The following is a 24,353-nucleotide window of genomic DNA, read 5'->3' on the forward strand; positions in this document are numbered from 1 at the left end:
AGCACCCAACAGTGGCAAAAGGCCGCCTGCGCCAAAAGTCACAAGCCTGGCAGCTGTTTGCGACAGCCCGTCGCCCGATCCGACCAATGACCTGAACCAAGCGCATTCGCCGCGGTCAATCGCCGTGAAGCAATCGCCATTTTCGATCGCCACCGAGTTCGACCATGCAAGCAGACGCCCTCCTCTCCCAGGACGAGCTGGACTTCATCCAGGACATGCAGCACATCCCCCAGCTGAACCTGGCCGACCCCATGTCGAGCCTGCTGGTCAATGGCGACCGTCGGCTGAAGGACTTGCTCACCCGCCTGGTGGCCAACGAGCAGGTAACCTTGCAGGCGAACTTCAACAACCAGCAGATCAGCTTTCCGCTGCAACTGGTCGAAGACGAATTCCATTCCATGCACCTGCAACTGGGCGCACCGGACATCTACGAAGACGGCCCGATGCTGCGGCCCTGGCGCCTCTCGTTGGATCAGCCGGCCCCGCTGCTGGACGACCACCACCAACCCAGCCAGCTGTGGGTGCGCGATATTTCGTTCAAGGGCGTGCTGCTGGAAATCCGCGGCCTGCCCGAAGCGCCGACGCACTTCGACCTGCATTTTGCCCCCGAAGGCATCCCGGCCATCGGCCTGAGCGGCGTGCTGCAACGGCGCATCGGCCCGGACCTGGCCGCCTACGACCTGACCCGCAGCCCCGCCGAAGAGATCGAGCGGCTGCGCGAGTACATTCTGCAAGCGCATCGCCAGGCGCACCCTGAGCTGCATGCGCAGGTTGCGGTCTGACCGCATCCAAATCCCTGTAGGAGCCGGCTTGCCGGCGATCACCGGCGCAGCCGGTGCCATCCTTCGAGGGCCCTATCGCCGGCAAGCCGGCTCCTACAGGGGGTCAGCGCACAGCCGCCGGCATCAAATCGCGGGGCAAGCCCGCCCCCACGCAAACCTCCCCTTGCCTGTAACCGCTTTTCAGCGATAATCCGCGCCCGATTCTTGCAAGCAAGCCTGCGCCGCCCACCACCCCGGGCCGCACGCCATAGGGGCCGGCTACCCGCCAGCCCCGCCGCCAGGAGATACACGATGTCTACCCACCCCGTCACCTTGATGGTGTCGCGCCGCGCCGCCCACGGCCGCTACCAGGACCTGCTGGCCTGGCTGCACGAAGGCGAGCAGCTGGCCACCGACTTCACCGGCTACCTCGGCTCGGGCATCCTCGCCCCACCCGCCGAAAGCGACGAATTCCAGATCATCTTCCGCTTCACCAACGCGCAGACCATGCACGCCTGGGAACATTCGGCCTCGCGCCGGGCCTGGTTGCAACGTGGCGACGGCCTGTTCGAACGCCCCGTCGAGGCGCGCGTGAGTGGCATCGATGACTGGTTCGGCACCCATACGGTGCAAAAGCCGCCACGCTGGAAGCAGGCCACGGCCATCTGGCTGGCGTTCTTCCCGGTGTCGCTGTTGTTCAACGCGCTGTTCGGCCACTGGCTGGGCTACCTCGACCTGCTGCCCCGCGTGCTGCTGAGCACCCTGGCTCTGACGCCGCTGATGGTGTACCTGTTCATCCCGCTGTCCACCCGCCTTCTGGCCGGCTGGCTCAACGCCACGCCCAAGGCCGGCACGGGCAGCGCCGCCGAGGCTCGCAAGGCTACCTAGTTCGGGTATGCTGGGGCATCCGCAAAAACCACAGACCGCCCCGAACATGAACAGCCCCATCCTCATCACCGGAGCCAGCCAGCGCGTCGGGCTGGCCCTGGCGCTGGAACTGGCGCAGGCCGGCCATACGGTGGTCAGCGCCAGCCGCCAGATCCATTCGCAAGCGGCCCATCCGAACATCCAGCAGTTCCAGGCCGACCTGACCGTGGCCGCCGAGCGCCAGGCACTGATCGACCACCTGCACAGCCACTACGACGGCCTGCGCGCGGTGATCCACAACGCCTCGCTGTGGCTGGACGACAACCTCGACAACCTCGAGACCATGTTCCGCCTGCACGTCGAGGCGCCCTACCACCTCAACCTCGCCCTTGGCGGCTTGCTGGGCAAGGTGGAGAAGGCCGACATCATCCACATCTGCGACGAAACCTCCTCGCGCGGCAGCAAGAGCCACATCGGCTACGCCGCCACCAAGGCGGCGCTGCAGAACATGGTGCTGTCGTTCGCCGAAAAGTACGCGCCGAGCGTGCGCGTCAACGGTATCCTGCCCGGCCTGCTGATCCTCAAGGAAGACGGCGACGAGCAGTACCGCCAGCAGACCTTGAAAAAAGCCCTGCTGGAATTCGAACCCGGCGCCCGACCGCTGATCGACGCCGTGCTGTTCTTGCTGCAAAGCCAGTACAGCACCGGCAGCCAGGTGGTCATCAACGGTGGCCGCCACTTGAAGAACCGCATGACCTGAGGCCCACCCATGACTGCGCAACAACAACTCGAACTCGAAGCCGCCGCGTTCCGGCGCCTGGTCGACCACCTGCAAAAGCGTACCGACGTGCAGAACATCGACCTGATGAACCTCTCCGGCTTTTGCCGCAACTGCCTGTCCAAGTGGTACAAGGCTGCCGCCGACGAGCGCCAGGTCGAGCTGACCCTGGATGACGCCCGCGAAGCGGTGTACGGCATGCCCTACGCCGAGTGGAAAGCCCAATACCAGAAAGAAGCCAGCGCCGAGCAACAGGCGGCGTTCGAACAAGGAAAACCCCGTGACTGATCTGAACACCCTGCGCAGCAGCCTGGCCAGCGGCGAACACCTGTTTGCCGACACCCTGGCGTTCATTGCCGAGCACTACAGCTACCAGCAACAAGCTTTCGACAACGGTGAGGTGCACAACGCCGCCGGGCAGAACGAAGGCTCGTGCAAGACCCTGGGCCTGGCCCTGCTCGAAGGTTTGAGCGACCAGGAAGCGCTGCTGGCCTTCGGCGAGCACTACCGCAGCGTGGTCGCCACCCCCGAGGGCAGCGACCATGGCAACATCCGTGCGCTGATCAAGCACGGGCTGGCGGGCGTCAAGTTCGCCGCCCAGCCATTGACCCGCAAGGGCTGACGTACGCCGGCTCCTATGGAACAAATCACAACTCGTTGATTTAACGAAGACTCTGTGGGAGCAACTGTCTTGTGCTGCCTGTTGCGGCCTCATCGCTGGCAAGCCAGCTCCTACAGAAGCTCATGCAATCCCTGTGGGAGCGGCTTTAGCCGCGAACACCGGCGAAGCCGGTGCCATCTAGCGCGGCGCCTGCTTCGCGGCTAAAGCCGCTCCCACAGGTGTCGCGGGCGCGCTTGCGGCCGCAGTTATCTGTGCGACAGCGCAGCCCGAAGGGCTGGGTGATCTCCTACAGGGAATGAGCACTCAGCTGATGACCCTGCCCGGCACCGGGTCGGCTAACTGCCCGGCCTGCAGCCAGCCCAGCGCAATCGGCCACAGGCTGTGGCGAAAGCGCTCGTGAAAGAACGCGAAGTGGCCAATCTCACCCACCGCAATATCCCCAGGCGCCACCCGCAGGTGGCGGCGTTCGCCAGCGTGCAGGTAAGCCAGCAGGCGCTCGGTGGCCGCCACGGTGCCGAACGGGTCGTCGGTCAGGCTCACCGCCAGCGTTGCCGCACGCACGTGGGAGAACGGCAGCGTTTGCAGTGAACGCCCGCTGGGGCGGTGCTCGTAGCGCGCCGTGGGCGTGCTCCAGTCATGCACCACGCCCGCCGGCGTGTCCTCCAGCCAGCCCAGGCGCTTGCCGGGGAAATAACCGAACAACCGGGTCAGCAGCGGCATCAGCACATGCCACTTGCCGTACAGCCGCCAGCGCTGCCCGGCGGCGTAGTCGCGCCAGTAGGCGAACTGCGCGCCCACCAGCACCGCATGGCGCACCTGCGCCGCCGACGGCGCCAGGCCCAGGGCCCAGCCGCCGAAGCTGTGGCCGACCACATGCACCGGCTGGCCGGGGTGCTCGGCAGCGGCCAGTTGCAACATGGCTTCGAAGTCCAGCCGCCCCCAGTCGCTCCACGAGGCCTGGAAGCCGCGCAAGGACGCCGGGCGCGATTCGCCGATGCCACGGTAGTCGTAGGTGAGCACGTCGAAGCCCTGGGCGAACAGGTAGTCGGCAAAGCGGGAGTAGTAACGGCAGCGCACCGAAGTGGCAGCATTGATGATCACCAGCGGGCGCTGGGAATCGGCGGCGTCATGGCGCCAGCGAAAACCGGCGAGGCGGTAGCCGTCGGCGGCGGTGTGGCTGAAGGGGGTGGGGCTGCTCATGGCGCGGCTCTTTGAGGTTGTGCGCCAAGCTTACAAAAAATGGTTGCCTGCACCAACGCAATCGCGGGGCAAGCCCGCTCCCACGCAGCCCGAAGAGCGGGCGTGGGAGCGGGCTTGCCCCGCGATGGTTGCAACGGCGATTACAGCTCGATGCAGTCGAACTTCACGTCGGTGGCCACGTCTTCGTCGTAGTTGACGTCAGCGCGCTCGAAGCCGAACAGGTTGAGGAACTGCTTCTTGTAACCGGCGTAGTCGGTCAGCTCGAACAGGTTCTCGGTGGTCACCTGCGGCCACATGGCCTTGCAGGCGTCCTGTACGTCGTCGCGCAGTTCCCAGTCGTCCAGGCGCAGGCGGGCTTTCTCGTCCACTTCGGCCGGGGCGCCGTCGGCGCGGTACATGCGCTCGCGGAACATGCGGTCGAGCTGGTCCTGGGTGCCTTCGTGGACGCCCTTCTCCTGCATGATCTTGAACACCATCGACAGGTACAACGGCATCACCGGGATGGCCGAGCTGGCCTGGGTGACCACCGACTTGAGCACCGCCACGTTGGCGCCGCCTTTCACTTCACCGGCCAGCTTCTTGTCAAGGCGCAGGGCGGTTTCGTCCAGGTCCTGCTTGGCCTGGCCCAGGGCGCCGTGCCAGTAGATCGGCCAGGTGATTTCGGTGCCGATGTAGCTGAAGGCCACGGTGCGCGCACCTTCGGCCAGCACGTCGGCGCCAGCCAGGGCGTCGATCCACAGCTGCCAGTCCTGGCCACCCATGACGGTGACGGTGTCGGCGATTTCCTGCTCGGTGGCCGGCTCGATGCTGGCCTCGATGATGGTGTCCTTGTTGGTGTCGATGGCGGTCGACTTGTACGGCTGGCCGATCGGCTTGAGCGCCGAACGGATCACTTCACCGGTCTGCGGCAGCTTGCGCACCGGCGAGGCCAGCGAGTAGATGACCAGGTCGACCTTGCCGCCCATTTCGTTCTTGATCAGCTCGATGACCTTGGCGCGGGCTTCGTCGGAGAAGGCGTCACCGTTGATCGACTTGCTGTACAGGCCTTCGGCCTTGGCGAACTTGTCGAAGGCCGCCGAGTTGTACCAGCCGGCGGTGCCGGCCTTGGTCTCGCTGCCCGGCTTTTCGAAGAACACGCCCAGGGTATCGGCCTTGAAGCCGAACGCTGCGGTGATGCGCGCTGCCAGGCCGTAGCCGCTGGAGGCACCGATCACCAGGACTTTCTTCGGACCATCCTCGCGCACGCCCAGCTTGCGGGTGGCTTCGATCTGGTCACGGACGTTGAGCTCGCAGCCCTTGGGGTGAGTCGTGGTGCAGATGAAACCGCGAACCTTGGGATGAATGATGGCCAATGTCTGTACCTCGTCAGGTTTAGGCTGAGCAAGCGCCCGAATAGAGGGCGTTTGCGTTTGATCTGGAGGGTGAGACTACCCCCGAACGTAATCCGACACATATTACGGGGTGAGGCCGGGGATGCAAAACCGCCCCACCCGGAATCACTGCCCTCTCGCTTGCCTGGCTGTGACTGCGCACGCTGCGCAACCACCCTGCAAGGAGACGCCCGATGATTCGCACCACCCTGCTGGCCGCCAGCCTGATACTCGCAAGCCACAATGCCCTGGCCCACCCCACGCGCCTGGCCAACGCGGTGGAATACGGTACCGCGCACTGCCTGAAGCCTGCGCAAGCCAGCGACACCACCGTTTGCGAGGTATCGGCCATGGTGCGGGTTGGCGATCGCCTGATCCTCGCCAACGACAAGCCGATCCCCGGCGGCTCGACGCTGTTCAGCCTGCCGCTGGAGAAGGACCGCATCGGCGAGGGGTCGCCGACCTATCTCAAAAGCCCGGCCATCGACCAGAGCCGCAAGCTCGAAGCCATGACCCTGACCCTCGACGGGCTGCATGTGATCGCCAGCACCGGGTTCAACCGGGTGGGCGACGAGCGCGATGCCAGTTCCGATGCCTACAGCACCCTGCTCTACTGGCCGGCCAACCAGCCGGAAAACGCCCGGGTGGTGGCCCCCTCGACCCGCCAGGGCATCACCAGCTCGCGCGCCCTGCGCGAGCAGATCGCCAGGGCTGTGGGGGCGCCGTTCTTCCAGGTCGAGGGGCTGTCGGTGGCACCGGGCAACCGTCTGCTGCTGGGTATCCGCAAGCAGGGGCAGGATTACCAAAGCGCCAGCGACGTGTTCAAGATCCTGGCGGCGCCGTTCAGCATCGATAAGGACATGCTGCGCCTGCAAGGCGATTTCGAGCTGTTGTTCGAATTCACCCCGCAAGTGCCCGGCGAAGGCAAGCCGCTGGGGCTGTCCTCGATCGAGTATGACCGTTTCAACCACGACGCCCTGCTGGCCCTGACCAGCTTCGAGGATGAAACCTCCATCGGCGGTTACCTGTGGTCGATCCCGATACAGCCGCTGCTGGCACGCAAGCCGGTCACCCCCGAACTGTTCGTCGATGGCATGGGCGCGCCGCTGCGTTTTGGCAACAAGCCGGAGGGGCTGGAAGTGCTGGACGCCTCGACCTTGCTGATCGTGCATGACGATGACCGTATGCAGGTAGGCAGCAGTGCCGACAGCCAGGCCAGCGGGCCGGATGAGTTTGCTTACAGTGCGGTGAAGTTCTGACAGTAGCCGCGATGGATGGCACGGGCCTGGCCCGTGCTCTCCCTGTAGGAGATTACCCAGCCTCTTTGGGCTGCGCTGCCACGCAGAGAACTGGTCTCGCAGATATACCGCGCCCCTGTGGGAAGCGGCCTTGTGTCGCGATGGGGCGCGAAGCGGCCCCAAGGTCTCGGCCTCATGCAAAATTGCCGGGGCTGCTGCGCAGCCCATCGCGACACAAGGCCGCTTCCCACAGAGACCTCGTTAAATCAATGAGTTGTAGTTTGGTCCACGAGAGCCGGCTTGCCGGCGATGAGGCCGCTACCCGCCCGCCAACGCCTCCTTCAACCACGCCAGAAACCCCTGCGCCAGCGGGTCAGCCTGGCTGTCGCGGTGCACCAGGCAACTCCAGGCCGGGCCGCGCACGCGCTGGGCCGACAGCGCCTGCAAACGCCCTTCGCCAACCAGCCGGCGCGCCAGCAACTGGCTGACCAGGGCAATGCCCAACCCCTCCCCCGCCGCATCCAGCAGCAGCCCCGGGTCAGAGAAATTCAGGCCCTTGCCCTGCTGGCCAACCGGTTCGCCGCCCTCCACCTGCCAATGGCTCCAGTCCATCTCCCGCTCGCCGTGCAGCGTGGTGCGCCCTTCAAGGGGCAGCGCCGGGTGGCAGGCCGGGTACAGCTGGTCCTGGTGCAGCACGCTGAAGCTGCATTCGGCCTGGGCGCCGATGTCGTCGCGGATCGCCAGGTCGATGGTTTCGCTGGCCATGTCCGGCACCTCGAAGCTGGTGAACAGCCACAGGTCGACCTCTGGGCAGCGCTGGTGAAAATCGGCCAGGCGCGGCAGCAGCCAGTGGCGGGCGAAGGCCGGCGTGGTGTTGACCACCAACTGGTTGGGCTTGCGGTACTGATCGAGCCGGCGGATGCCCACCGCCAACTGCTGCAGCAGGCTCTGGGTGGTGCTGAGCAGGTCGTGGCCGGCATCGGTGAGGCTGACGCTGCGCCCGCTGCGGTGGAACAGTGGTTGTTCCAGGTAGCTTTCCAGGCTGCGGATTTGCTGGCTGATGGCCGACTGGGTGAGGTTCAGGGCCTCGGCAGCCTTGTGGAAGCTGCCCAGGCGGGCGGCGGCTTCGAAGCCGCGCAGGGCGTTTAGCGGGGGCCAATGCTTGAGCATGCTGATAAACCTGACTAATCAAAAATCCGCTAAATCTATCGTTTGTCGCGCCCTGCAGCCAGCCATAACATGGGCATCAACACCCGCGACGGCGGGCTTCGTTGATAAAAATCCCTAATAGATCGGAGTTCTCTATGGACCTGTCCCACTACAGCGGCTGGCGCATGCCTGCCGAATGGGCCCGCCACGCCGCCACCTGGATGATCTGGCCGCACAACCAAGCGTTGTGGGAGTCGGGCTGGGGCGTGAGCCTGGCCGAGGTGCAGCGCGACTACGCCCGGGTGGCCAGCGCCATCGCCCGCTTTGAGCCGGTGAAGATGGTGGTCGACCCCAGTGCCGTGCAAAGCGCCCGCACCCTGTGCGGCGCCGGCATCGAGCTGGTGGAACTGGCCGTCGATGACAGCTGGTGCCGCGACAGCGGGCCAACCTTCCTCACCCACCCGCAGTTGGGCGTGGCGGGCCTGAGCTGGCGCTTCAATGCCTGGGGTGGCAAGTCCGAACACGCCAAGGACCGCAGCCTGGCCCGGCGCATCCTCGACGAGCTTGGCCTAGAAGGCCTGAGCACGCCGCTGTGCAACGAAGGCGGGGCCATCCACGTGGACGGCGAAGGCACGCTGATCACCACCGAGTCGGTGCTGCTTAACCCCAACCGCAACCCCGGCATCAGCAAGGCCGAGTTCGAAGACTGCTTCGCCCGCCTGCTGGGCATCCGCAAGACCATCTGGCTGCCGGGCGACCCGCAGTACGTCACCGGCGACATGACCGATGGCCACGTCGATGGCGTGTGTGCCTTCGCCCGCCCCGGCGTGCTGCTGGTGGACGCCACCCACGACCAGGGCTCGGTGTACGCCGAAGTGGCCCGGGAGAACCGCCGCGCACTGGAACTGGCCAGCGACGCCCAGGGCCGCAGGTTCGAACTGCTCGACCTGTACGAAGCCACGGCCGCAGTCGACACTGAAGCCGAGGTGTTCTGCGCCTCGTACACCAACTTCTACCTGGCCAACGGCGCGGTGATCATGCCGGCCTACGGCATCGACGCCGACCAGGCCGCCGCGCGCCAGCTGGCCCTGGCCTTCCCCGGCCGCGAGATCGTGCCGGTGCGCATCGACCATATCGCCCACGGCGGTGGCGGCATCCACTGCATCACCCAGCAGCAGCCGGCCTGGCCGCTGCAAGGGGCGCGGCCATGAGCATGCTGCGCATCGCCACCACGCAGATGGCCTGCAGCTGGGACCTGGCGGCCAACCTCGAACGCGCCGAACAGCTGGTGCGCCAGGCGGCCAGCCAGGGCGCCCAGGTGATCCTGCTGCAGGAACTGTTCGCCACCCCGTACTTCTGCATCGAGCAGTGCCACAGCCACCAGGCGCTGGCCGAGGATTACCACCACAGCCCGCTGCTGCGCCGCTTCGCAGCCCTGGCCAAAGAGCTCGGCGTGGTGCTGCCGCTGAGCTGGTACGAACGGGCCGGCAACGCCTTTTTCAACTCGCTGAGCGTGGCCGACGCCGACGGCCAGCTGTTGGGGGTGTACCGCAAGAGCCATATCCCCAACGCCATCGGCTACCAGGAGAAGGAGTACTTCAGCCCCGGCGACACCGGTTTCAAGGTGTGGGACACCGCCTTCGGCCGCCTGGGCATCGGCATCTGCTGGGACCAGTGGTTCCCCGAGACCGCACGCTGCCTGGCGCTGATGGGCGCCGAGGTGCTGTTGTTCCCCACTGCCATCGGCAGCGAGCCCGGCGCCGCCGGGCTGGACTCGCGCGACCACTGGCAGATGGCGATGCGCGGCCACGCCGCCGCCAACCTGCTGCCGGTGGTGGCCGCCAACCGTGTCGGTGAAGAAGTGGCCCGCAGCGACGGGCAAGTGTCGATGCGCTTTTACGGCTCGTCGTTCATCAGCGACCACAAGGGCGCGCTGCTGGCCGAGGCCGACCGCAGCAGCAGCGGCGTCTGGCTGCACGACCTGGACCTTGCGCAGATGCGCGAAGACCGCCTGAGCTGGGGCATCTACCGCGACCGCCGCCCCGACCTGTACGCACCGTTGCTGACCCTGGACGGCCGTACCCAACCTGCTGCGAGGGCCTGAGCATGCCACGCCGTTCATTGCATTCGCTTGCCCTGGGCGCCCTGCTGGCCTGCACAGGCCTCGCCCAGGCCGAACAGGAGCCGCTGCGCCTGTACAACTGGGCCGACTACTTTGCCGAGGACACCCTCAAGCGCTTTACCGCCGAAACCGGCATCCCGGTGATCTACGACGTGATGGATGGCAGCGAGGTGCTCGAAGCCAAGCTGATGTCCGGGCGCAGCGGCTACGACCTGGTGTTCCCTGGTGACACCGTGGCCGAGCGGCTGATGCGCGCCGGCAGCCTGCAGCCGCTGGACCGCACGCAACTGACCGCACTGGACGACATCGAGCCGGGCCTGCGCGCCTTGCACGAGCGTTACCCCAAGGCCAGCAAGGCTACCGTGCCCTACACCTGGGGCACCATCGGCCTGACCATGGATGTGCAAAAGATCCGCCAGCGCCTGCCCGACGCGCCGCTGGACAGCCTCGACTTGCTGTTCAAGCCGGAACTTGCCGCCAGGTTCGCCGACTGCGGCATCTCGATGATCGACTCGCCCGACGAGGTGCTGGCGGTGGTGCTGCACTATCTGGGCCGCGAGCCGCGCAGCGCCAAGCCCGACGACCTGGCCGCCGCCAGCGCGCTGCTCAAGGGCATCCGCCCTTACGTGCGCAAGTTGCAGTCACAACCGGTGACCGAGCTGGTCAACGGCAACACCTGCCTGTCGTTGGGCTACAGCGGTGACGTGATCCAGGCCCAGCGCGGCGCCGAGGCTGCCGGCAAGGCCATCGACCTGCAATACCGCGTGCCCCGCGAAGGCACCACGGTGTGGATGGACACCATGGCCATCCCCGCCGACGCCAAGCACCCCGAGTACGCCTATCGTTTCATCAACTTCGTGATGCGCCCGGAAAACATGGCCGCCATCAGCAACGCCACCGGCTACCCCACCGCCAGCGCCAAGGCGCGGCCGATGGTCGAGGCGCGGCTGCGTGACAACCCGGACATCTACCTCGATGCCGCCAGTTATGCCCGGCTGATCACAGGCCAGGACATCCCCCAGGCCGACATGCGTGCGCGCATGCGCGTCTGGACCCGCTTCAAGACTGCACAGGACTGAGCCCATGCCCACCCGTCGAACCTTTTTGCAACTGTCCATGGCCGCCGGCGTGGGTGCCGGCCTCGGCCTGCCCCTGGGCATGGCCCGCGCTGGCGCTGGCGAGCGCTGGTTCATGCCCGACGAGGGCGAGCCACAGCACTGCGCGTACCTGGCTTTCGGCGCCCAGGACGCCATCTGGGAAGACTTCACCGCCGATGTACAGGCCGCGCTCGGGCGCATTGCCCGGGCCATTGCCGTCTACCAGCCGGTGACCGTGTTCTGCCGCGCCAGCGAGCGCGAGCTTGCCGAACATGCCTGCGGCGCCCACAACATCACCTATGTCGAAACTGCGCTGGACGATATCTGGATGCGCGACATCGGCGCCAACCTGGTGCTGGACGACGACGGCGCCCTGGGTGCGGTGGATTTCAACTTCAACGGCTGGGGCAACAAGCAGCGCCACCGCCAGGACGCCAAGCTGGCCGCCACCATGGCCCGCCTGGCCGGCGCGCAGTACCAGCGCAGCGAGCTGGTGGGCGAAGGCGGCGGCATCGAGGTGGACGGCCACGGCACCGGGATCATGACCGAGAGCTGCTGGGTCAACGGCAACCGCAACCCCGGCTGGAGCAAGGCCGAAGTCGAGGCCGAGCTGAAGGCACGCCTTGGCCTGCGCAAGATCATCTGGTTGCCAGGTATCAAGGGCCAGGACATCACCGATGCCCATGTCGACTTTTATGCGCGCTTCGCAGGCCCCGGCGTTGTGGTGGCCAACCTGGACAACGACCCGCGTTCCTATGACCACGCGGTGACCCGCCGGCACCTGGAGATACTGCAGAACGCCACCGATGCCGACGGGCGCAAGTTGCAGGTGCACACGCTGTCGCCACCGCTCAAGCCGCGGCGCAGCAAGTTCAGCCAGGGCAACGACGACTTTGCGGCGGGGTATATCAATTACTTCGTCATCAATGGCGCGGTGATTGCGCCGCAGTTTGGCGATGCCGAGGCCGATGAGAAGGCGCGGGCGTTGCTGGTAAAGCTGTACCCGGGGCGCGAGGTGGTGCAGCTGGAGATCGATGCCATCGCGGCCGGGGGCGGCGGGATTCATTGCGTGACCCACCAGCGGCCGGCGGTGTAGGGGGGCTGCTTTGCAGCCCTTTCGCGACACAAGGCCGCTCCTACAGGTTACGCGTCAGGCCGAGCATCACGCGCCCCCTGTAGGAGCGGCCTTGTGTCGCGAAAGGGCCGCAACGCGGCCCCCGACAATCTACAGCCTTACCCCCCACACCCCGCCCGGCGCCCCTCGCCCAACCACGCACTCAACTGCACCGGCGCCAGATGCACCAACCCTTCTGCGGTCTCGCACACCGGCTGGATGTAGTTGTCGCTGAACAACAGCTTGCCGTGCACAAAATGCTCGTCCTTGCGCAGGTTGGGGTTGTCGATGCGCGTCCCCAGCCGCGCCGCCAGCCACTTGCCGATCTCGTAATGGCTCACCCAACGCTCCGCCGCCAGCAGGTCCATGGCCGGGCCCGGCGCGTCGCGGCTGAGCACGATCACCGGCACGTCACTGACCTCGGGCACCAGGTCGTTGTGGCCCCACTTGCCGTCCTCGCCCAGGCGCTGGCCATGGTCACCGGTAATCACCAGGTAGCGCTCGCCCTCCAGGCGGTCGAAACGGGCGATCACCTCTTCCAGCAGGCCATCCAGATAATGGATGGAGTTGTCGTAGGCGTTGGCCTGGCCCTCGGGGCCGCGGTCCGGCCAGGGCACCTGGCCCGGTTGGTGGGTGTAGTTCTGCGCATAGGGCAAATGCGCGGTGCGCAGGTTGAGCACCACGAAGTTGCGCGCCGCGAAGCGCTGCTGGTCGAGGATCTCCAGCAGGGCGTGGTCCTGGCGCTTGAGAAAGCGCAAAGGGTGGTCCTCGCGGGTAATCGACACATCCAGGTGGCGGCTGCCCAAATGCGCCAGCAGGCGCGACTCCTGGGACGAGATCCAGTGGGTGCGCATGCCGGCCTGGCGGGCAAAGCGGAACAGGTTGACCTGGCCCTCGCGCAGCAGGTGGTCCTGGCCCGGCTCGCGGATCGGGTTGAGCAGGTAAGGCAGGCTCACGTCGGTGGCCACCCCGGCCGACACGCCGGGGCGCACCAGGGCGCTGGGGTGGCTGGCCAGGTACTGCTGCAGGCGTGGGGTGGTCTGCCGGGCGTAGCCGTATACGCCCATGCGCTCGCTGCGCAGCGAGTCGGCCACCACCAGCCACACATGCTGCGCAGTGCTGGGGATGGTGCTGAGCCGGTACGGCGCGAACGGCGCCTCGGGCAGCGCCTGCTGCGGGCTGAACGCCAGGCGCACGGCCCAGGCCGAAAACGCATTGAGGCTGTTGTGCAGGCCGCTGCGGGTGGGGCCGGGGGTGAACGAGTCGAGGTTGCGGTAGGTGGCGCGGTAGGGCTTGGCCAGCAGCACCACGGCAATCAGCACCAACGCCCAGCGGCTGGCCGGCAGTGCCACCCGCCCGGGCAAGTACCAGTGCAGGGCAATCAACACCGCATACGGCAGCACTACGCTCAGGCCCGCCGTCCAGTGCGCACCCAGGCTGTGCCGGGCGGTCTGCCCCACCTCGCCCGGCTCACGCAGCAGGCTGTGGATATCGATGGCGCTCAGCGGCTCGCCGAAGAAACTGATATTGGCCAGTTGCAGCAGTTGCATGGCGGCGAACAGCAGCAGGATCGCCACCACCACCGCCCGCAGGTTGCACAGCCACAACGCCAGGCAAAACGCCCACAGCCCGGCGACCCAGCCGGCTTCAAGCTCGGCGCGGTTGTTGCCGGTAAACAGTTGCTGGATGAAGTCATCGGCCAGCAGCAACAGGCAGCTCAGGCTGGCCAGGGCGCACAGGCGCAGCCAAGCCGCGCCGCGCTCGGGGCGCGGGCGCAGGGTGAGGGACAGCAGCATGGGGAGCTCTCGGGGGTCAGGGTTCGTCGCGGTGGCGGCGCCGGCCGGTGATCATCGACAGCGGCAGGTTCTCGCCCATGCGCAGGCTCTCCACCAGGGCCGCCACTACATGCACGCACACCAGCGCCAACAGGCTGTCGGCCAGCAGGCTGTGCAGGTCCATCGGCCAATCGGCGCCCCACAAGGCGTCGACTTCTTCGGCCAGAAAGCCGGTCAGGCCCAAGCCGCCGATGCAGGTGAGCATCAGCAGCATCACCAGGGCGCCGACAGGCGAATGGCCGAGGCGGTGGTACGGGCGGTTGTGCAACAGCGCGCGGATATGGGCGCCAAGGCGCGCAGGGGTCGGCCAGAAGTCGGCCCAGCGCGCGCTGCGCGGGCCGGCGAAGCCCCACAGCACACGCACCGCCAGGCAGCCGACAGCGTAGTAGCCCAGCCACTGGTGCCAGCTCTCGCCTTCTTCGTTGATGAAGTAGTTGGCGACGAACACGCCGGCGAACGACCAGTGGCACAGCCTTAGCAGCGGGTCCCACAGGCGTACCGTGGCGCCGGTCATCAGTCTTCGATCTCGGTCTTCACTGCCTTGCCGCTGACCGGGTCGTGGTAGATCTCGACCTTGCGGCCGTCCTTGTCGAAGCCGTAGATCTCGTAGCAATTACCCTTGGTGACCTTGAACTTGTTGATCTTGTAACCCTGCTCCTTGAGCTGGGCCTGGAACTTGTCCGGGTCCTGCCAGGTGCTCTTGTCGGCGGTGGTGCACTGGGTGGCGGCGAAGGCGCTGGTGCTACCCAGCAAAAGGGCTAAGGCAAGGAGTGTACGCATGGCAATGATCTCCGGTTGGAAGGTGTGGACCCGCACGATGCGCTACCAGGCTTAATGCCAGCTTAGTAGGTCATGACTAGTTACATTTCATTGGGCGACAGGCTGCAGGCAGGCCCCATCATGGCGCCTTCGACGGGAGGCCCTTGCATGCGTGTACTGCTGGTGGAAGACGATCAGGCCCTGGCCCAGGGCATCCGCACCGCCTTGCGCGGCGAGGGCTACACCCTGGACTGGCTGGCCGACGGCCTGGAGGCGCAGCGCGCGCTCAACGACGAGACCTTCGACCTGGTGCTGCTCGACCTCGGCCTGCCCCGCTGCGACGGCCTCGACCTGTTGCGCACCCTGCGCGCCAGCGCCCAGGGCGATGTGCCGGTGCTGGTACTGACCGCCCGTGACGCCACCCGCGACCGTATTCAGGGCCTGGATGCCGGGGCCGACGATTACCTGGTCAAACCCTTCGATGTGGACGAGCTCAAAGCGCGCATCCGCGCCCTGCTGCGGCGCAGCCAGGGCCGTGCGCAACCGCTGCTGGAGCACGCCGGGGTAAGCCTGGACCCGGCGCGTTTCGAGGTGCGCCACCACGGCCAGCCGGTGGCCCTGACGCCTATGGAGTTCCAGCTTTTGCACCAGCTGCTGGCGCGCCCGGGCACGGTGCTGACCCGCGAGCGCCTGGGCGAAATGCTGTACGGCTGGCACGAAAGCGGCCCGGGTAACACGCTCGAAGTGCTGGTGCACAATTTGCGGCGCAAGCTCGACAGCGGGCTGATCCGCACCGTGCGCGGGGTCGGCTACCTGATCGAGGACGCGCCATGACCGCCATCCGCACACGCATCCTGCTACCCACCCTGCTGCTGGTGCTGGTGGGCAGCCTGGGCCTGGTGCTGAGCGTGCTGCGCGACAGCCACCGCGACATCGAGAACGTCTACGACGCCCAACTGGTGCAGGCCGCACGGGTGCTGCAGGGCATGTTCCGGCAGATGCCCGCCGGGCAGGACTGGCAGCAGGTGCACCAGGCATTGGAACAGGCGCTGGACCTTTCGGGTAGCGAGATTCTCAGCCACCCCTACGAAATCAACCTGGCGTTCCAGGTGTGGCGCAGCGACGGCCAGTTGCTGATGCGCTCGGCCGACGCTCCGCAACTGGCCGCCCCGCCCGCGCCAGGCATTCACGACCTGCTGTACCAGGGCCAGGACTGGTGCGGCGTGCTGCTGGAAGACCGCCAGCGCGGCCTGCTGATCTGGGTGGGCGAGCGCGACGACCTGCGCCAGGACCTGATCCAGCGCATCGCCGACCAGGCCCTGGCCCCGGCGCTGGTGGGCATTCCGCTGCTGGCGCTGGGTATCTGGCTGCTGCTGGGTTGGGGCCTGCAGCCGCTGCAACGCCTGGCCCGGCACCTGCGTGCGCGGCCGGTGGACAGCCTGGAGCCGCTGGCCAGCGCCGACCTGCCGCCGGAGCTGGCGCCCATGGCCCAGGCGCTGAACCACCAATTGCTGCAACTGACCCGCCTGCTGGAGCGCGAACGGCGCTTCATTGCCGACGCCGCCCACGAACTGCGCACACCCCTGGCGGTGCTGGCGATTCACGCCGGCAACGCCCGCCGCGCGGGCAGCGACAGCGAGCGCGACGAGGCGCTGGGGTTTCTTGAACAGGGCGTGGCCCGCGCCACCCGCCTGGCCAGTCAGCTGCTGACCATGGCCCGCCTGGAGCCGCTGACCCAGACCCGCCAGCGCGTGCGCCTGGACGCCCTGGCCCGTGAAGAGCTGGCCCAACTGACGCCGCTGGCGCTGCGCCGCGAGGTCGAGCTGGTGCTGGAAGAACCCGGCCCCTGCCACCTGCACGCCGACCCCACGGCGGTGACGGTGATGCTGCAGAACCTGGTGGGCAACGCCCTGCAGTTCAGCCCGGCGGGCAGCGAAGTGAGCGTGGTGCTGAGCCGCCATGAGCAGTGGCTGCATTTGCAGGTGCTGGACCAGGGGCCGGGGGTGGAGGCTGAGCAACTGGCCCGGCTGAGCGACCGTTTCTACAGTGCCAACAACCCGCAGGGTGCGGGGCTTGGGCTGGCGATCGTGGCGCTGGTGGTGGAGCAGTTGGGCGGTGGGGTGCATTGGTTCAACCGCAGTGAGGGCGGGTTTGGGGTGCAGGTGCGGTTGCCGGCTGGGGCGTGAAGATCTTTGCGCTGCTTTTTGCAGGAACCATTTTTTGCCGATGACCCAGAGGCGGGTGTGATTCCTGTGGGAGCAACTGTCTTGTGCAGCCTGAGCCGGCCTCATCGCCGGCAAGCCGGCTCCTACAGGTACAGCGCAGGCCTGGAGCTTATGCGATCCCTGTGGGAGCGGCTTTAGCCGCGAAGCAGGCGACGCGGTGGTTGGCACCGGCTATGCCGGTGTTCGCGGGTAAACCCGCTCCCACAGGCCTTTGCTGGGTACCAGAAACAGTGGATACCTCCAGAACTGCCCCATTCATTTACAAACCCGATCAATCACAAAGAAAAACAAACTTCTCAAATGAGCGCCGCGCAGGGATGCTGTGGCGATCGATCGTGCCCACCTTCCGGAGAACAACAATGAACGAAGTCGTCATCGTCGCCGCCACCCGCACTGCCATCGGCAGCTTCCAGGGGGCCCTGGCCAACGTGCCTGCCGTGGAGCTGGGCGCAGCAGTCATTCGCCAGTTGCTCGAGCAGACCGGCCTGGACCCGGCCCAGGTCGACGAGGTGATTCTCGGCCAGGTGCTCACCGCCGGTGCCGGGCAAAACCCCGCGCGCCAGGCCGCGGTAAAGGCCGGCCTGCCCTTCGAAGTGCCGGCGCTGACCCTGAACAAGGTGTGCGGCTCGGGCCTCAAGGCCCTGCACCTGGCCGCCCAGGCCATCCGTTGCGGCGATGCCGAGGTGGTGATTGCCGGCGGCCAGGAGAACATGAGCCTGGCGCCCTACGTGCTGCCCTCGGCCCGTACCGGCCAGCGCATGGGCCATGGCCAGATGCTCGACAGCATGATCACTGACGGCCTGTGGGACGCCTTCAACGACTACCACATGGGCATCACCGCAGAGAACCTGGTGGACAAGTACCAGCTCACCCGCGAGCAGCAGGACGCCTTTGCCGCCGCCTCCCAGCAAAAGGCCGTGGCGGCCATCGAGGCCGGGCGCTTCCAGGCTGAAATCACCCCCATTCACATCCCGCAGAAAAAGGGCGAGCCACTGGTGTTCGACACCGACGAGCAGCCCCGTGCCGGCACCACCGCCGAATCCCTGGGCAAGCTGCGCGCGGCCTTCAAGAAGGACGGCAGCGTCACCGCCGGCAACGCCTCCAGCCTGAACGACGGCGCCGCTGCGGTACTGCTGATGAGCGCCAGCAAGGCCAAGGCCCTGGGCCTGCCGGTGCTGGCCAAGGTCGCCGCCTACGCCAGCGCCGGGGTGGACCCGGCGATCATGGGCATCGGCCCGGTGTCGGCCACCCAGCGCTGCCTGGCCAAGGCCGGCTGGCAGTTGAGCGAACTGGACCTGATCGAAGCCAACGAAGCCTTCGCCGCGCAGGCGCTGGCGGTGGGCAAGGGGCTGGAGTGGGATGCGGCCAAGGTCAACGTCAACGGCGGCGCCATTGCCCTGGGCCACCCGATTGGCGCCTCGGGCTGCCGGGTGCTGGTGACCCTGCTGCACGAGATGATCAAGCGCGATGCGAAGAAGGGCCTGGCCACGTTGTGCATTGGTGGCGGGCAGGGCGTGGCGCTGGCGATCGAGCGCTGATTTTTGCTGTTAGCTGCAACAACAGTGGTGGGTTTGATGGCCCTATCGCCGGCAAGCCGGCTCCTACAGGGGGCGCGTACGTCTGTAGAAGCCGGCTTGCGGCGATGGGGCCAGTGGGCTCAGAACCGCTCGTCGCGAATGGCCGGCAGGGTGATGTCGCGCACGTAGCTGGCCGATGACAGGCTGAGCATCATCCGGCACACCTGCACCACATCGTGCAGCGGGATCAACGCCCCCTCCCCCCGGCGCTCGGCGTCGGCCAACGGCACGTCCAGGCCGTCCTCGGTGTTGAGGTAGCCGAGGTTCAGGCAACTGACCCCCAGCCCCTGCTGGCGGTAGCCTTCACGCAGTGCTTCGGCGATACCACGCAAACCGAACTTGCTGGCACCGAAAGCCACCTCGGGCCGGCCGCTGCCGGGCAGGCCCGAGGTGGAACCGGTGAGAATGATGCGCGGGCGCGGGCTTTTTAGCAGCACCGGCAGCAGGCGCTTGATCAGCAGCAACGGCGCGGTGAGGTTGCAGCCGACCATGTGCTCGATGTGTTGGTCGTCATCATCGACAAAGCGGTAATCGTCCTCGAAGGCCCGCGCCTCCCACAGGCCGACGTTGTACACCAGTACGTCCAACCCGCCTGCGGCCACCGCCTCGAAGATCGCCGCTGCAGCCTCACGCGGCCGGGCCAGGTCCGCCTCAACCCACTGCACCTGCCGCGCACCCTGCGCAGGCCGGGTGCGGGCCACGCCGATCAGCGTATCGCCCGCCCCGCCAAGGCCCTCGACCAGCGCCCGGCCCAATCCTTTGCTCGCACCTACTACCAGTATTCGCATGCTGCCACTCCCTATGGACTGCGCCAGATAGTACCCTGCCCGGCCAACCCCGCCACCCGCCATTGCCAGGACGCCCGTGGACAGAGAGCAGCTCGAACTCAACCAGATACCCGTCTATTTCATCGCCGTGGCCATTGCCGCCGCCGTCGGCCTGCTGGCCCCCATTGCTGCCCGGCCGCTGGAGCTGCTGGTGACCCCGGCCATCGCCGTGCTGATGTACGCGATGTTCTTGCAGATCCCCTTCCTCGACCTGCGCGCAGGGCTGGGCAACCGGCGCTTCATGGCCGCGCTGCTGCTGGCCAACTTCGTGCTGGTGCCGCTGTTGGTGTGGGCGGGCACTCGCGGGCTGGTCGAACACCCGGCGCTGCTGGCCGGGGCGCTTTTGGTGCTGCTGACGCCGTGCATCGACTACGTGGTGGTGTTCACCCACATCGGCAAGGGCGAGTCGCGCCTGACGCTTGCGGCCACGCCGGTGCTGTTGCTGCTGCAACTGGCGCTGCTGCCGTTGTACCTGGCGTTGATGCTCGGCGGTGCGAGCGAGGTCCAGATCCAGCTGGCGCCGTTCTTCGAGGCCTTTGTGCTTTTGATTGCACTGCCGCTGCTGCTGGCGGTGATGACCAGCGCCGGGGCCCGGCGCTCGACGGTGGTTGCCCGGTGGAACGACGCCTGGGCCTGGCTGCCGGTGCCGGCCATGGCGCTGGTGCTGGTGGCGGTGATCGGCTCGCAGGTGGGCGTGGTGGCCAGCCGGCTGGGCGAACTGCTGCCGGTGTTGCCGGTGTATGTAGGGTTTGCCGTGCTGGCGCCGCTGCTAGGGCTGCTGGCGGCGCGGCTGCTGCGCTTGCCGGCGGGTGAAGCGCGGGCGGTGACCTTCAGTGCGGCGACGCGCAATTCGCTGGTGGTGCTGCCCCTGGCCCTGGCGCTGCCGGAGCCGATCCGCACGCTGGCAGCGGCGGCGGTGATTTGCCAGACCTTGGTGGAGCTGGTGAGTGAGCTGGTGTATGTGCGGGTGGTGCCGAGGGTGATCAAGGGCTGATTGCGGGCCCGGGCAGATTGCTGGGGAAGCTGCTGCCTTGTGTTGCCTGTTCTGGCCTCATCGCCGGCAAGCCGGCTCCTACAGGTACTGCGCAGTCTTGAAGGCCATGCGATCCCTGTAGGAGCCGGCTTGCCGGCGATGAGGCCGGTGCAGGCGCTGGCATTCTGAGGGTTAGCCAGACAGCTGCAACCGCCACAGCCCGTAGTGGCTGAAGCGCACCCGCGCCAGCGGCAGCACGTCGATTTTGTGGAAGCACTCCAGCGGCGCGCCCAGCGCGTGCAGCATCGCTGCGCGGATGACGAAGGGGTGGGTGATCGCGCTCCATTCGCCCGGTGTTAAAGCGCTGTCCATCCAGTGCGCCACGCGCTGGCACAAGGCGGCGATGGTTTCGCCACCGTGGGGCGCGGCGTGGGGGTCGGCCAGCCAGGCTTGCAACATTGCCGGGTCGAGGTGCTTGAGCGCCAGGCCCTGCCAGGTGCCCAGGTCGTAGTCGCGCAGGGCTTGCTCAATGCTGGCGCCCAGGCCTTCGGCGGTTTGCCGGGTGCGGAGCTCCGGGGCGGTGAGGGTGCGGGCGGTTGTGGATAACCCTGCCAGCGGGGGTGGCGGCTCGCGAAGCGGGTCGTCGGCCTGGGCGAAGCGGCCCAGGCGCTGGGCGTCGGTTTGCGCGTGGCAGATGAGGGTGAGGTGGATCGGCGGCATGCGGGCGGCCTTTAGCGGCAGGGTCCGGGCACTTTAATCGAAGTCGCTTGGCTTGTCGGGCCCTTGTAGGAGCCGGCTTGCCGGCGATCACCGGCGCCGCCGGGGCCAGACTCAGGTGATCTGTTGCCTGGGCTGGCCTCATCGCCGGCAAGCCGGCTCCTACAGGTATAGCGCAGGCCTGAATAGCTCAGGCGCACAGGGCGCGGGCGGGTTCGGGCTGCTCGACTTGCTTGGCCAGTTGGGCCACTTCCTGGCACTTGTGTACGGCCTCTTTCAGCTCGCCTGCCAACAGCGAACACGACGGCGCTACCCACAGGCGCTCGCCCAGGCGTTCATGGGCGTGGCGCAGTACGTCCAGTGCCTGGCCCAGCTCGCAACGCCCGCCGTTGCGGCCGTCGACCACGCCCAGCGACAGCACCTTGTAGGCCGGCAGGCGGTCGAGGATAGTCGGGAACTGCTGCGGGGCGCTCACCAGGTCGATGTGCAGGCCGTCCACCGGCAGGTTGGCAGCCAGGCCCAGGTTGGCATCCAGGCCGCCGAAGCAGATGGCGATAAGCTTTTTCAGCGGCGCGCGCTGGAGGATGTTGTAGACCCGCTCGTAGGCGTTCTTCCAGTCCTGTGGCAGGTCGAGGGCGAGGATCGGCTCGTCGATCTGCACCCACTCCACACCTTGGCTGGCCAGGCGGTTGAGGACCTGGTCGTACACCGGCAGCAGGCGCTCGAGCAGTTCGAGCTTGTCGAAGTCGCCGCCCTTGGTGCTGCCCTGCCACAGGTAGCTCAGCGGGCCGATGATCACCGGTTTGACCGCATGCCCCAGGGCCAGGGCTTCGTCAACCTCCTCGAACAGTTGCTCACAGCTCAGGGTGAAGGGCTGCTCGAGGGTGAACTCGGGGGTGGTTTGCTGAGCATTGGCCATGCCGAACAGGCTGTGCAGGCCGGGCTGCGGCGGGATGACGCCAAAGGTCAACGAATGCTTGAGCAGCAGGTCGTGCCAGGCGAAGTCGCCCACTGGCAGCAGGTCGATACCGGCGGCCTTCTGCAGTTGCCAGTGGGCGGCGCGCAGGTTGCGGCCCACGGCACGCAGGCCGGCCTCGTCGAGCTCACCCTTGCAGAAGGCTTCCCGGGCGTTTTCCAGCTCACGCTCGCGACCGGAGTGCGGGAAGCCCAGGGTGTGTGCCAGTGCCATGTGCGTGTTCCTTGAATCCTGAAAATGAATGAGGTGATTTTGGCGGTGTGGATTGCGTGAGACAAACTCATAAAATTTGAGATGAACATCAAGATTGTTCATGATTGTCGGGGCGAGAACCCCATCCCCTGTAGGAGCGGCCTTGTGTCGCGAATGGGTCGCGTAGCGGCCCCGGCAATCTTGCGTGGTTCCGAGATTCTGGGGCTGCTTTGCAGCCCTTTCGCGGCACAAGGCCGCTCCTACAGAAGAGGTGTACGCTTGCACACTGATGTCTCAACCAGCACAGTCTCCCGCGCATCCAGACATGCCCCCCTGCCCGCCCATGCGCCACACTGCCACCCTGCCCCAACCCGGTAGCCCCACCATGAGCCTGCTGAAATCGGCCCTGGACGCCAACGCCTTCGCCTGCATCCTGGAGTTCGTGCCCAAGCCCTCCGCTGCGCGCTTCGCCACCCTGGAAACCTTGATGGCGCGCCAGCAACTGTGCGGCTGGCCGATGACCGTGGCCATCGGCGACCGGGTTGGCAGCGCGCTGGACCTGTCGCCGCTGGACGCCTTCACCAGCCTGCAGCAACCGGTGCCCGCGCTATTGCACTTTTCGGGCAAAGACCGCGAGCGCCGCGACCTGCTGGCGCAGCTGCAACGCATGGACGCCGCCGGGCTGGACCAGCTGCTGCTGCTGACCGGCGACCGCCTGCCCGGCCACACCCCTGGCCAGCGCCCGGTGCGCTACCTGGAGTCGGTGGCGGCGCTGCAGATCGCCCGCCAGGCCCGCCCGCACTGGCTGCTGGCCGCAGCCTTGAACCCGTTCAAGTACCGCGAGGCCGAAGGCGGCGCGCAGTACTTCAAGGCAGAGAAGAAACTCGCCGCCGGCGCCGATTTGCTGATCCTGCAACTGGGCTTTGACATGGCCAAGCATCAGGAAGCCCTGGACTGGATGCAGCGCCAGCCACAGCCGAAACCGTTGATGGCCTGCATCATGGCGTTGACCGATGGCCGTGCGGCAATGCTCGAGCAGGTGGCCGGGGTCACGGTCACCCCGTCGATGCGCGCGCTGCTGGCGGCCGAGGCCGCAGTGTGCAAGCAGTACGCCAAGGAGCGCGGCAACCACCGGCTGGCGTTGCAAGTGATCGGCCTGCGGTTGATGGGCTATGCCGGGGTACACCTGTCGGGCATCCACGACGTGGAGCAGTTCGAGGCGCTGGAGCAGGCCATCACCGCGCTGCAGCCGCTGTACCAGGACCTGGACAGCTGGGCCCTGGCCTGGCTGGACGCCTGGCAGCAGCCGGGCACCGCGCCGGTCACCTTCCACCCGCCCGGGCAGGACTGGCGCCTGGGGCAACGGCAGATCAGCGCATCAACCAAAGAAAAAGCCCGCTACCACCTGCTGTCGGCCATGCACCACCAGCTGTTCAGCCGTAGCACCGCGCTGAGCAAGGCGTTCGGCTGGGCGGTGACCCGGCCGCTGTGGGCCAACCCCACGGCCGCGCAGTGGCTGCACCAGTTGGAACGTCGCATCAAGCGGCCAATGGTGGGCTGCGATACCTGTGGAAGTTGCCGGCTGGAAGACACCCTGTACATCTGCCCCGAGACCTGCCCCAAGGGCCTGGCCAACGGGCCCTGCGGCGGAACGCGCCTGGACCGCTGCGAGTTCGGCGACCGCGAATGCGTGCACAGCGCCAAGTACCGGCTGGCGGTGGGGGTCGGGCGCACCGAGGTGCTGGTGGAACGGCTGATACCTTGCGTGCAGGTGGAGGGGCGCCAGCGCAGTTCTTGGCCGGGGTGGTTCGCCCAAGGCCAGCCCGAGCGGGTGCATGGGGAGCCTCTACCGCTGGAAGAGTGATGGCGTCTTGCCGTCTCTATCACACAGCCTCCGGCCCCCTGTAGTATCCCCGGGCCCGGGGCAGAATGAGAATTGCTCTCTCATATGCGA

At 66.9% G+C, this 24,353-nt stretch carries 23 protein-coding genes and 1 pseudogene; 15 read left to right on the forward strand and 9 right to left on the reverse strand.

Annotated features, from left to right (window positions below):
- Positions 1–164 precede the first annotated feature (164 nt).
- The 5 genes from ACI2KK_RS19765 to ACI2KK_RS19785 all read left to right on the forward strand — a co-directional run bounded on the left by ACI2KK_RS19765 (position 165) and on the right by ACI2KK_RS19785 (position 3,028).
- Positions 165–782 carry a hypothetical protein gene (locus ACI2KK_RS19765; RefSeq protein ID WP_404670217.1) on the forward strand — a complete coding sequence of 206 codons (618 nt, stop codon included), beginning with the start codon at positions 165–167 and terminating at the stop codon, positions 780–782.
- 291 nt (positions 783–1,073) lie between these two features.
- A complete protein-coding gene (locus tag ACI2KK_RS19770) occupies positions 1,074–1,649 on the forward strand; it encodes an antibiotic biosynthesis monooxygenase (RefSeq protein WP_404670218.1) in 576 nt (191 codons plus the stop codon).
- A 46-nt stretch (positions 1,650–1,695) separates the two neighbouring features.
- Positions 1,696–2,388, forward strand: coding sequence for a dihydromonapterin reductase (folM, locus tag ACI2KK_RS19775; RefSeq protein ID WP_369989746.1), 693 nt, complete (start codon positions 1,696–1,698; stop codon positions 2,386–2,388).
- 9 nt (positions 2,389–2,397) lie between these two features.
- A complete protein-coding gene (locus tag ACI2KK_RS19780) occupies positions 2,398–2,694 on the forward strand; it encodes a DUF1244 domain-containing protein (protein WP_404670219.1) in 297 nt (98 codons plus the stop codon).
- The gene (locus tag ACI2KK_RS19785; RefSeq protein WP_404670220.1) at positions 2,687–3,028 is read left to right on the forward strand and encodes a HopJ type III effector protein; all 342 of its coding nucleotides are present in this window, start codon (positions 2,687–2,689) and stop codon (positions 3,026–3,028) included. Before ACI2KK_RS19780 ends, ACI2KK_RS19785 begins: the two co-directional genes overlap by 8 nt.
- A 303-nt stretch (positions 3,029–3,331) precedes the next feature.
- Here ACI2KK_RS19785 and ACI2KK_RS19790 read toward each other — a convergent pair whose 3' ends face one another.
- Both ACI2KK_RS19790 and fabV read right to left on the reverse strand, forming a co-directional pair.
- Positions 3,332–4,228, reverse strand: coding sequence for an alpha/beta fold hydrolase (locus tag ACI2KK_RS19790; RefSeq protein ID WP_404670221.1), 897 nt, complete (start codon positions 4,226–4,228; stop codon positions 3,332–3,334).
- 140 nt (positions 4,229–4,368) lie between these two features.
- Positions 4,369–5,580, reverse strand: coding sequence for an enoyl-ACP reductase FabV (gene fabV, locus ACI2KK_RS19795; RefSeq protein WP_404670222.1), 1,212 nt, complete (start codon positions 5,578–5,580; stop codon positions 4,369–4,371).
- Between the two features lie 212 nt (positions 5,581–5,792).
- Between fabV and ACI2KK_RS19800 the strand changes: the two genes are divergently transcribed.
- Positions 5,793–6,857: a hypothetical protein gene (locus tag ACI2KK_RS19800; RefSeq protein ID WP_404670223.1), complete on the forward strand. Its 1,065-nt coding sequence runs from the start codon at positions 5,793–5,795 to the stop codon at positions 6,855–6,857.
- Between the two features lie 297 nt (positions 6,858–7,154).
- On the opposite strand, the gene ACI2KK_RS19805 is transcribed toward ACI2KK_RS19800, so the two are convergent.
- The gene (locus tag ACI2KK_RS19805) at positions 7,155–8,006 is read right to left on the reverse strand and encodes a LysR substrate-binding domain-containing protein (protein ID WP_404670224.1); all 852 of its coding nucleotides are present in this window, start codon (positions 8,004–8,006) and stop codon (positions 7,155–7,157) included.
- A 134-nt stretch (positions 8,007–8,140) separates the two neighbouring features.
- On the opposite strand from ACI2KK_RS19805, the gene ACI2KK_RS19810 reads away from it, so the two are divergent.
- The 4 genes from ACI2KK_RS19810 to ACI2KK_RS19825 are packed head-to-tail and all read left to right on the forward strand — an operon-like array spanning position 8,141 to position 12,300.
- Positions 8,141–9,196 (forward strand): agmatine/peptidylarginine deiminase, encoded by a 1,056-nt coding sequence (locus ACI2KK_RS19810; protein WP_404670225.1) that lies wholly within the window; start codon positions 8,141–8,143, stop codon positions 9,194–9,196.
- Complete coding sequence (gene aguB, locus ACI2KK_RS19815) at positions 9,193–10,089, forward strand: N-carbamoylputrescine amidase (RefSeq protein WP_404670226.1); 897 nt, start codon at positions 9,193–9,195, stop codon at positions 10,087–10,089. Before ACI2KK_RS19810 ends, aguB begins: the two co-directional genes overlap by 4 nt.
- Positions 10,090–10,091: 2 nt before the next feature.
- Complete coding sequence (locus ACI2KK_RS19820; RefSeq protein WP_404670227.1) at positions 10,092–11,186, forward strand: extracellular solute-binding protein; 1,095 nt, start codon at positions 10,092–10,094, stop codon at positions 11,184–11,186.
- Between the two features lie 4 nt (positions 11,187–11,190).
- The gene (locus tag ACI2KK_RS19825) at positions 11,191–12,300 is read left to right on the forward strand and encodes an agmatine/peptidylarginine deiminase (protein ID WP_404670228.1); all 1,110 of its coding nucleotides are present in this window, start codon (positions 11,191–11,193) and stop codon (positions 12,298–12,300) included.
- Positions 12,301–12,437: 137 nt separating this feature from the next.
- Here ACI2KK_RS19825 and ACI2KK_RS19830 read toward each other — a convergent pair whose 3' ends face one another.
- Genes ACI2KK_RS19830 through ACI2KK_RS19840 form a run of 3 tightly spaced genes read right to left on the reverse strand, consistent with a single transcriptional unit; the run spans position 12,438 to position 14,933 of the window.
- On the reverse strand, positions 12,438–14,114 hold the full coding sequence (locus tag ACI2KK_RS19830) for a phosphoethanolamine transferase (protein WP_404670229.1): 1,677 nt from the start codon (positions 14,112–14,114) through the stop codon (positions 12,438–12,440).
- Positions 14,115–14,130: 16 nt separating this feature from the next.
- Positions 14,131–14,667, reverse strand: coding sequence for a cytochrome b/b6 domain-containing protein (locus ACI2KK_RS19835; RefSeq protein ID WP_404670230.1), 537 nt, complete (start codon positions 14,665–14,667; stop codon positions 14,131–14,133).
- Entirely contained in the window at positions 14,667–14,933 is a 267-nt protein-coding gene (locus ACI2KK_RS19840) for a PepSY domain-containing protein (protein WP_369989727.1), read from the reverse strand. Before ACI2KK_RS19840 ends, ACI2KK_RS19835 begins: the two co-directional genes overlap by 1 nt.
- A 147-nt stretch (positions 14,934–15,080) precedes the next feature.
- On the opposite strand from ACI2KK_RS19840, the gene ACI2KK_RS19845 reads away from it, so the two are divergent.
- The 3 genes from ACI2KK_RS19845 (at position 15,081) to ACI2KK_RS19855 (ending at position 18,675) form a co-directional block, all read left to right on the forward strand.
- Positions 15,081–15,746, forward strand: a complete 666-nt coding sequence (locus ACI2KK_RS19845; RefSeq protein ID WP_404670231.1) for a response regulator — start codon at positions 15,081–15,083, stop codon at positions 15,744–15,746.
- Positions 15,743–17,098, forward strand: coding sequence for an ATP-binding protein (locus ACI2KK_RS19850; RefSeq protein WP_404670232.1), 1,356 nt, complete (start codon positions 15,743–15,745; stop codon positions 17,096–17,098). The genes ACI2KK_RS19845 and ACI2KK_RS19850 overlap by 4 nt, the downstream gene beginning before the upstream one ends.
- A gap of 398 nt (positions 17,099–17,496) precedes the next feature.
- Positions 17,497–18,675, forward strand: coding sequence for an acetyl-CoA C-acetyltransferase (locus tag ACI2KK_RS19855; protein ID WP_404670233.1), 1,179 nt, complete (start codon positions 17,497–17,499; stop codon positions 18,673–18,675).
- 119 nt (positions 18,676–18,794) lie between these two features.
- Here the strand turns inward: ACI2KK_RS19855 and ACI2KK_RS19860 are convergent, their stop codons facing one another.
- Positions 18,795–19,502: an SDR family NAD(P)-dependent oxidoreductase gene (locus ACI2KK_RS19860; protein WP_404670234.1), complete on the reverse strand. Its 708-nt coding sequence runs from the start codon at positions 19,500–19,502 to the stop codon at positions 18,795–18,797.
- 76 nt (positions 19,503–19,578) lie between these two features.
- On the opposite strand from ACI2KK_RS19860, the gene ACI2KK_RS19865 reads away from it, so the two are divergent.
- A complete protein-coding gene (locus ACI2KK_RS19865; protein WP_404670235.1) occupies positions 19,579–20,535 on the forward strand; it encodes an arsenic resistance protein in 957 nt (318 codons plus the stop codon).
- A gap of 171 nt (positions 20,536–20,706) precedes the next feature.
- On the opposite strand, the gene ACI2KK_RS19870 is transcribed toward ACI2KK_RS19865, so the two are convergent.
- The gene (locus ACI2KK_RS19870; protein ID WP_404670236.1) at positions 20,707–21,234 is read right to left on the reverse strand and encodes a histidine phosphatase family protein; all 528 of its coding nucleotides are present in this window, start codon (positions 21,232–21,234) and stop codon (positions 20,707–20,709) included.
- Positions 21,235–21,424: 190 nt separating this feature from the next.
- Positions 21,425–22,420 (reverse strand): annotated as a pseudogene (locus ACI2KK_RS19875) (5-methyltetrahydropteroyltriglutamate--homocysteine S-methyltransferase); the annotation flags it as partial.
- 364 nt (positions 22,421–22,784) lie between these two features.
- On the opposite strand from ACI2KK_RS19875, the gene ACI2KK_RS19880 reads away from it, so the two are divergent.
- Positions 22,785–24,263 carry a methylenetetrahydrofolate reductase C-terminal domain-containing protein gene (locus ACI2KK_RS19880; RefSeq protein WP_404670237.1) on the forward strand — a complete coding sequence of 493 codons (1,479 nt, stop codon included), beginning with the start codon at positions 22,785–22,787 and terminating at the stop codon, positions 24,261–24,263.
- Positions 24,264–24,353: the final 90 nt, after the last annotated feature.

The sequence above is a fragment of the Pseudomonas sp. NPDC089406 genome (genome assembly GCF_044900265.1).
Taxonomy (GTDB): domain Bacteria; phylum Pseudomonadota; class Gammaproteobacteria; order Pseudomonadales; family Pseudomonadaceae; genus Aquipseudomonas; species Aquipseudomonas fakonensis.